Below are 8,031 nucleotides of genomic sequence, written 5' to 3'. Positions count from 1 at the left end.
CCGCGGCGGCCGGGCCTGACGCGCCCGGCCCATCGGCGTGTTCCGGTGCCGCCGCGGGGCTTGATGGTTTTTGGGCCCGACTTTCCCCGTTTACCCCCCCCCAACCCCCCGCCATGTCCGGCTGGACACACCAGATCTCCGTTACGGGACGGGGTGGCCTTCCCAGTAGGGGGCGCGGAGGCGGCGTTTGTAGAGCTTGCCGTTCGGGTCGCGCGGGAGTTCGTCGAGATAGTCGACGCTGCGAGGGAGCTTGAACTTCGCCAGGCGGGTGGCGGCGTAGGCGAGCAGCTCCGCGGTGAGGTCGCCGGAGGGTTCGACGCCGGGGGCGGGCTGGACGACGGCCTTGATCTCCTCGCCCCAGTCCTCGTGCGGGACGCCGAACACGGCGACGTCGGCGATCTTCGGGTGCATCACCAGCTCGCCCTCGATCTCGGCCGGATAGATGTTGACGCCGCCGGAAATGATCAGATCCGCCTTGCGGTCGTGCAGGAAGAGATAGCCGTCCTCGTCGAGATGACCGACGTCGCCGAGCGTGAACAAATCGCCCACCCTGGCCTTTTCGGTCTTGGCCTTGTCCTTGTGGTACTCGAACTTCGAGTCGCCCATCTTCATGTACACCGTGCCGGTCTCCCCCGCCGGCAACTCGTTCCCGTCGTCGTCGAGGATCTTGATCGTCGAGCCGGGCCACGGCAGGCCGACCGAGCCCGGCTTCCGCAGCCAGTCCTCCCCGTTGATCACAGTGCCGCCGCCCTCGGTCGCCGCGTAGTACTCGGTGACCACCGGGCCCCACCAGTCGAGCATCCGGCGCTTGACCTCCAGCGGGCACGGCGCGGCGCCGTGGATCATCACCCGCAGCGAACTCAGGTCGTACTTCGCGCGGACGTCGCCGGGCAACGCGAGCAGCCGCCGGAACTGGGTCGGCACCATGTGACTGTGCGTGACCCGATGCCGTTCGATCAGCCGCAGCATCTCCTCGGGGTCCCAGCGGTCCATGAGCACCGCGGTATGCCCGAGCTGCAGCGAAATCGCGACGAAGTTGAGCACGGCCGTGTGATACAGCGGCGAACCGCACAGGTGGACGTGGTTGTCGAAGGGCTGAATCCCGAACACGCCGAAGAACCACGTCGACGCGGCGGGCACCTGGTCCGGGTCGGCCCCGGTGAGCGGACGGCGGACGCCCTTCGGGCGACCGGTCGTGCCGGACGTGTACAGCATCGGCGAACCGGCCGTGCGCCGCGACGGCCTGCCGTCGCCCTCACCGGCGCCGAGTTCCTCGATGCGCCGGAAGCCGGGCACGTCGCCGACGGCGAATCGCGCGGACGCGGGGATGCCCGCTTCGTCCGCCGCGGCCACCGCCGTTTCGGCGAACCGTTCGTGCGCGAGGAACGCCTTCGCCCCGCTGTCGGTGAGGATGTAGGCGATCTCGGGCCCGACGAGGTGCCAGTTGACCACGACGATGTACAGGCCGGATTGGATCGCGGCGAAGTACGCGGCGACCAGTTCTGAGCTGTTCGGCTGCAACAGCACCACGACGTCGCCCGTTTCGAGGCCGAGCGCCTCGAGGCCGAGCGCGTACTTGTTCGCCTTGGCGGCCAGCTCGCCATAGCCGACCGCCCGGCCGTCCGGGTCGATCAGGGCGGGCAGCTCCGGCTGCTCCCCGGCGATGTTCCACAGTCCGAGCGTCTTCGCGGCAGTCGTCGACATACCGCAAATCTAGAACGCGTTCCACTCGTCGGCAATGCACCGCCAGCAGGTTCTTGCCGTGAATTCGAGAACGTGTTTCACTCAGAACGTGACGGCCAGTGCATCCGAGACCCCCTTGTCGGCCCCGCTCGACATCGGCTTCGACTACACCCGATCGACCGGGCCGGTGCTCGGCCGGTTCGTCAACTCCCTGCGCGAGCGCCACATCGAGGGCGTCCGCGGCAGCGACGGACGGGTCCACGTGCCCCCGGTCGAGTACGACCCGGTCACCGCGGCACCGCTGGACGAGTTCGTCCCGGTCGCCGAGGAGGGCACCGTCGTCTCGTGGTCGTGGTGCGCCGAACCCCTCGACGGGCAGCCGCTGAGCCGGCCGTTCGCGTGGGCGCTCATCCGGCTCGACGGCGCGGACACCGCGCTGCTGCACGCTGTCGACGCCGGCACGCCCGAGAACGTCCACACTGGACAGAGGGTCCGCGTGCGATGGGCCGACGAAACCGTCGGGCACATCCGGGACATCGCGTACTTCCTGCCCGCGGACTCCCCCGACACTCTCCCGACCGAGGACCCGCCCCCGGTCGCGAAGCGCGAGGACGGCGCCCCCGTCGCCGTCGTGATCACCCCGGTGCACCTGGGCTACCGGCATTCCGCGTCGCCGGAGGAAAGCCGCTACCTGCGCGCACTCGCCGAAGGGCGGCTGATCGGGCAACGCTGCCCCGCCTGCGCGAAGGTCTACATCCCGCCGCGCGGCGCCTGCCCGACCGACGGCGTGCCGACCACCGAAGAGGTCGAGCTGCCCGACACCGGCATCGTCACGACGTTCTGCATCGTCAACGTCCCGTTCCTCGGCCAGCGGATCCAGCCGCCGTACGTCGCGGCGTACATCCTGCTGGACGGCGCCGACATCGCCTTCCTCCACCTGGTGCTCGGCTGCGACGCGGCCGACGTCCGGATGGGGATGCGGGTGCGCGCGGCGTGGAAACCGCGTGAGGACTGGTGGACGTCGCTGGAGAACATCAGCCATTTCGAGCCGACGGGCGAGCCCGACGCGCCGTACGAATCCTTCGCCCACCACCTGTGAGGAACTGATGCCAGACGTCGCCGTCGTGGGGTTCGCGCAGGCCCCGAACGTCCGGGAAACCCCGGGCACCACCAACGGCGTGGAAATGCTCGTGCCGATCTTCGCCGAGGTCTTCGCCGCCACTGGGCTGTCCAAGAAGGACATCGGATTCTGGTGCTCCGGCTCGTCGGACTACCTCGCCGGACGCGCCTTCTCGTTCATCGCCGCGGTGGACGCGATCGGCGCGTTCCCGCCGATCCACGAATCCCACGTCGAGATGGACGCCGCGTGGGCGTTGTACGAGGCTTGGCTGAAGATCCGGATGGGCGAGGTCGACACCGCGCTCGTCTACGGCTTCGGCAAGTCGAGCGCCGGGACACTGCGCCGCGTGCTCGCGTTGCAGCTCGACCCGTACGTCGTCGCTCCACTGTGGCCGGATTCGGTGTCCATCGCCGGAATCCAGGCGCGGCTGGGACTCGACGCCGGGCTGTGGTCCGAAAAGGACCTTGCCGAGGTGGCGGCCCGCAGCAGGGCGGACGCCGCGGGCAATCCGGCCGCGCAGCTGTCCGGCACGGCCGAGGTCGCGGATCTGCTCGACACGCCGTACGTCGCGGACCCGTTGCGGGCCCACGACATCGCCCCGGTGACCGACGGCGCCGCGGTGATCGTGCTGGCCTCCGCGGAACGCGCGAAGGACCTGGCGGAGCGCCCGGCGATCCTCAGTGGGATCGAGCACCGCGTCGACTCGCCCGTGCTCGGCGCGCGGGATCTGACCCGGTCGCCGTCGACCGAATCCGCCGCCGCGGCACTGGATCTCGACGGTGTCGAAGTCGCGGAACTGCATTCACCGTTCACGCACCAGGAACTGATCCTGCGGAAGGCGCTCGGGCTTGGCGACGGCGTCAAGATCACGCCGTCGGGCGGAGCGCTGACCGGCAATCCGATGTTCGCCGCCGGGCTCGCCCGGATCGGCGAAGCCGCCAGCCGGATTTTGTCCGGTGAGGCGCGGAAAACCCTGGCGCACGCGACGAGCGGCCCTGCGCTGCAACAGAATCTCGTGGCCGTTCTGGAGGGACGCTGAGATGGGCAAGCAGCTCGCGGCCGTGCTCGGCACCGGCCAGACGCACCACAAGGCCAAGCGTACGGACGTGTCGATGCCGGGCCTGCTGCGCGAAGCGATCGACCGCGCGATGCTCGACGCGCAGGTGGGCTGGGACGAGATCGACGCGGTCGTCCTCGGCAAGGCGCCGGACCTGTTCGAGGGCGTCATGATGCCCGAACTGTTCCTCGCCGACGCGCTGGGCGCGACCGGGAAACCGTTGCTGCGCGTGCACACCGCGGGGTCGGTCGGCGGGTCGACGGCGCTGGTGGCGACGTCGCTCGTGCAGGCCGGGATCCACCGGCGCGTGCTGACGGTGGCGTTCGAGAAGCAGTCCGAGTCGAACGCGATGTGGGGACTGTCGATCCTGCCGCCGTTCCAGATGCCGGTGGGCGCGGGGGCGGGTGGCTACTTCGCGCCGCACGTACGGTCCTACATCCGCCGGTCCGGGGCGCCCGACCACATCGGCGCGATCGTCGCGGCGAAGGACCGCCGCAACGGCGCACTCAACCCCTACGCGCATCTGCAGCAGGACGACATCACGGTGGAATCCGTCCAGGCGTCGCAGATGCTGTGGGACCCGATCCGCTACGACGAGACGTGCCCGTCCTCGGACGGCGCCTGCGCGATGGTGATCGGCGACGAGGCCGCGGGCGACGCCGTCGAAGGCGGGGCCGCGTGGGTGCACGCGACCGCGATGCGCACCGAACCGACGACGTTCGCCGGCCGTGATCAGGTCAACCCCCAGGCCGGGCGCGACGCCGCGGCCGCGTTGTGGGCCGAAGCGGGCATCACCGACCCACTGTCCGAAGTGGACGTCGCGGAGATCTACGTGCCGTTCTCCTGGTTCGAGCCGATGTGGCTGGAGAACCTCGGGTTCGCCGAAGAGGGCCAGGGCTGGAAGGTCACCGAGGCCGGGGACACCGCGCTCGGCGGGCGGCTCCCGGTGAACGCGTCCGGCGGCGTGCTCTCGTCCAACCCGATCGGCGCGTCCGGGATGCTGCGGTTCTCCGAGGCCGCGAAGCAGGTGATGGGCCGCGCCGGGGACTACCAGGTCGACGGCGCGCGCGTCGGCCTCGGCCACGCCTACGGCGGCGGGTCCCAGTACTTCTCGATGTGGGTGGTCGGCTCCGCCAAACCCGGCTCCTGACCCCGATCTCCTCCCCATCACGCGAGATCTCCGCTCAATCACGCGACTTGGCTCTCGAAGCACACGAGGTCTCCGGGGCCGCTCCGGAGATCTCGCGTGATCAGGCGGAGGTCTCGCGTGATCAGGCGGAGATCTCGCGTGATCAGGCGGTCCGGTCCGAAAGTTCTTGACATCGCAGGCGAATCTCGGTTAGACGTTGACGGTTCGCCCCATTGTGACAACGATGTCAGGACTGGAGGCCTGCCCATGCGTGCCCGCCTGCTCCTCGCCGCGACGCTCGTGCTCCCGCTCGTCACCGCCGTGCCCGCGGCCGCGCGTCCCCGGCCGTCGAACGTCGACCTGGTGAACCCGATGATCGGCACCACCGGCACGGATCCGAGCGAGTACGGCGGCATGATCCCGAGCACCGCGCCGCCGTTCGCGATGACGCGGTGGTCGCCGATGACGCGGCAGAACTGGGTCAGCCGCCTGCCCTACCACCACGACGACACGAAGATCACCGGATTCATCGGCACCCATCAGCCGGCGATCTGGATGGGCGACTACGGCTACGTGTCGGGGATGCCCGGTATCGGCGACGTCAAGCCGGGCGCCGACGCGCGGGCCATGCCGTTCAGCCACGCCGACGAGAAGGCGTCGCCGCAGAAGTACTCCGTGAAGATGCAGGCAGGCGGCGGCCGGACCATCGGCGCCGAACTGACCGGGACATCCCGGGTCGGCGTCATGCGGTTCAGCTTCCCGGCGGATTCTTCGCCGAACTTCGTGCTGGACGCGACGCGCGCGGGCATCACCGGCGGCGTCACGATCGATCCGGCACGGCGCGAGATCACCGGCTACAACCCCGATCGACAGGATTCGAAGCTCGGGCCGTTCAAGGCGCCGCATTTCAAGGGCTACTTCGTGGCGAGCTTCGACACGCCGTTCACCGGCTACGGGACGTCGACCGGCTCCACGGTGCACGAAGGGGAACGGAGCCGCACCGACGCCGGGCTCGGCGCGTTCGTGCGGTTCCCCGCCTCGGCGCGGCGGGTGCAGGTCCGGATCGCGACCTCGTTCATCTCGGTGGACCAGGCGCGGGAGAACCTGTACCGCGAGGCCCCCGACCCGCGGGGATTCGACCGCGTCGCGGCCGGGACCAAGGCGGCGTGGAGCGAGAAGCTCGACCGCGTCGACATCGAGGGCGCGACCTCCGACCAGCTGGCGACATTCTACACCAGCATGTTCCACGCGCTGCAGTATCCCTCCGAGATGTCGGAGTACGGCCGGTACTACAGCGCCTATGACGACAAAGTCCACAAAGGAACGAGCTACACCAGCTATTCGCTGTGGGACACCTTCCGCGCCGAAAACGCTTTCCTGACGCTCTTCGCGCCCGAGCGCGTCGACGACATGGTGACGTCGATGCTGCAGGACTACCGCGAGGGCGGCTGGCTGCCGATGTGGAAGAACCCCACCGAGACCAACATCATGGTCGGGACGAACGCGGACTCGATCATCGCCGAGGCGATCGCCAAGGGATTCACCGGATTCGACCGGAAGCTCGCTTACGAAGCCGTGCGCAAGGACGCGACGACCCCGCCCGACCGGGACACCGAACTGCGCTTCTCCGACCGGGAAGAAGGCACTCCGGTCGAGGCTCGCGCTGGGCTCACGACGTACAAGCAGAACGGCTGGGTCGCGAACGACCGCACCGCCGAGGCGGGCTCACGAACCCTCGACTACGCCTACGAGGACTGGGCGGTGGCCCAGGTCGCGAAGGCGCTCGGGAAGACCGACGACGCGAAGTTCCTCCTCGACCGCAGCAAGAACTACCGGAACCTCTACAACCCTTCGACGGGCTTCATGCAGTCGCGGAACTTCGACGGCTCGTGGGCGGACGGCGGCTGGACCGAGGGCAACCAGTGGGTCTACAGCTTCGACGTCATGCACGATGTTCCCGGCCTGATCTCCTTGATGGGCAAGGAAAAGTTCCTGGCGCTGCTGGACCGGCACTTCGCCGAGGGGCACAACAACCACACCAACGAGCCCAGCCACCACATCGGTTATCTGTACGACTACGCCGGACGGCCGTGGCAGACCCAGGCGCAGGTGCGGAGCATCGCGGCGGCGAACTACGCGAACCGGCCGGACGGGCTGACCGGCAACGACGACTGCGGGCAGATGTCGTCCTGGTATCTGCTGTCCTCGCTGGGGATCTACCCGGTCAACCCCGCGTCGGACCAGTACGCGGTGGGCAGCCCGTTCTTCCGGAAGGTCACGGTGCGGCTGCCGGGCTCCCGGCGTCCGCTGGTGGTCTCGGCGCCGGGCAACGCGGCGGACAAGCCGTACGTGCAATCGTTGCGCCTCGACGGAAAGCCGATCACCCGGCCGTTCCTGAGCCAGCGTGATCTCACCGGTGGTGGCGAGCTGCGGTTCGCGATGAGTGCCACACCGCAGCCGTGGGGTGGCAACACCCCGCCCGGCGTCCGGTGACGAAGAGGCTCCCGATTCCGTGGTTCTCAGGACGTCCGGTCAAGACGCGTAACCGAAAGACTTGACTCACCGGCTGGCCCGGCTCCTCCTGTTACGTTCGGCAGGATCGCACTTTTCCTTGACCGGAAGGCATTCCATGCTGCGCAAGACGATTGTGGGCCTCGTCGCCACGCTGCCGATTCTCGTCGGCATCGCCGTCCTCACTCCGGCTTCCGCGGCAGCGGACACCTACTGCTGCGCGGGCGTCCCGTCCGGTGGCGGCACCACCCCTCCGCCCCATGGTGGCGGGACCACCCCTCCACCCCATGGTGGCGGAACAACCCCTCCGCCTCACGGGGGTGGCGGGACCACACCGCCCCCGCGAGGAAACTGAGCACCGGGCCGGAAGCCCTGTCCGTCCTCCCGGGCGTCACCACGCGCAGGCCAGGGCGGGCACCAGCATCACCCGGGGTGTCGCGCCGGCGCGACACCCCGGGCTTCGGCGTACTTCGCCACGGACCCGGCCAGACCGTCGGCTCGCTGTCTCTTATACACAAAAGTCGCTTCTTT

Annotated in this window: 5 protein-coding genes; 4 read left to right on the top strand and 1 reads right to left on the bottom strand. The window is 69.1% G+C overall.

The genetic code is table 11. From position 1 onward, the window contains the following. Positions 1–141: 141 nt before the first annotated feature. Complete coding sequence (locus ACFWY9_RS00440; RefSeq protein ID WP_378327598.1) at positions 142–1,704, bottom strand: acyl-CoA synthetase; 1,563 nt, start codon at positions 1,702–1,704, stop codon at positions 142–144. Positions 1,705–1,792: 88 nt separating this feature from the next. Between ACFWY9_RS00440 and ACFWY9_RS00435 the strand changes: the two genes are divergently transcribed. The 4 genes from ACFWY9_RS00435 (at position 1,793) to ACFWY9_RS00420 (ending at position 7,482) form a co-directional block, all read left to right on the top strand. Next, the gene (locus tag ACFWY9_RS00435; protein ID WP_378327599.1) at positions 1,793–2,782 is read left to right on the top strand and encodes a Zn-ribbon domain-containing OB-fold protein; all 990 of its coding nucleotides are present in this window, start codon (positions 1,793–1,795) and stop codon (positions 2,780–2,782) included. 7 nt (positions 2,783–2,789) lie between these two features. Then, entirely contained in the window at positions 2,790–3,842 is a 1,053-nt protein-coding gene (locus ACFWY9_RS00430) for a thiolase domain-containing protein (protein WP_378327600.1), read from the top strand. 1 nt (position 3,843) lies between these two features. Continuing rightward, a complete protein-coding gene (locus tag ACFWY9_RS00425; protein WP_378337799.1) occupies positions 3,844–5,010 on the top strand; it encodes a thiolase domain-containing protein in 1,167 nt (388 codons plus the stop codon). A 246-nt stretch (positions 5,011–5,256) separates the two neighbouring features. Next, positions 5,257–7,482, top strand: a complete 2,226-nt coding sequence (locus ACFWY9_RS00420; RefSeq protein ID WP_378337798.1) for a GH92 family glycosyl hydrolase — start codon at positions 5,257–5,259, stop codon at positions 7,480–7,482. Positions 7,483–8,031 lie beyond the last annotated feature (549 nt).

It is taken from the genome of Amycolatopsis sp. NPDC059027 (assembly GCF_042739735.1).
GTDB lineage: Bacteria > Actinomycetota > Actinomycetes > Mycobacteriales > Pseudonocardiaceae > Amycolatopsis.
Note: the sequence above shows the minus strand (reverse complement) of the source record. Positions and strands in the feature narration are given on the sequence as shown.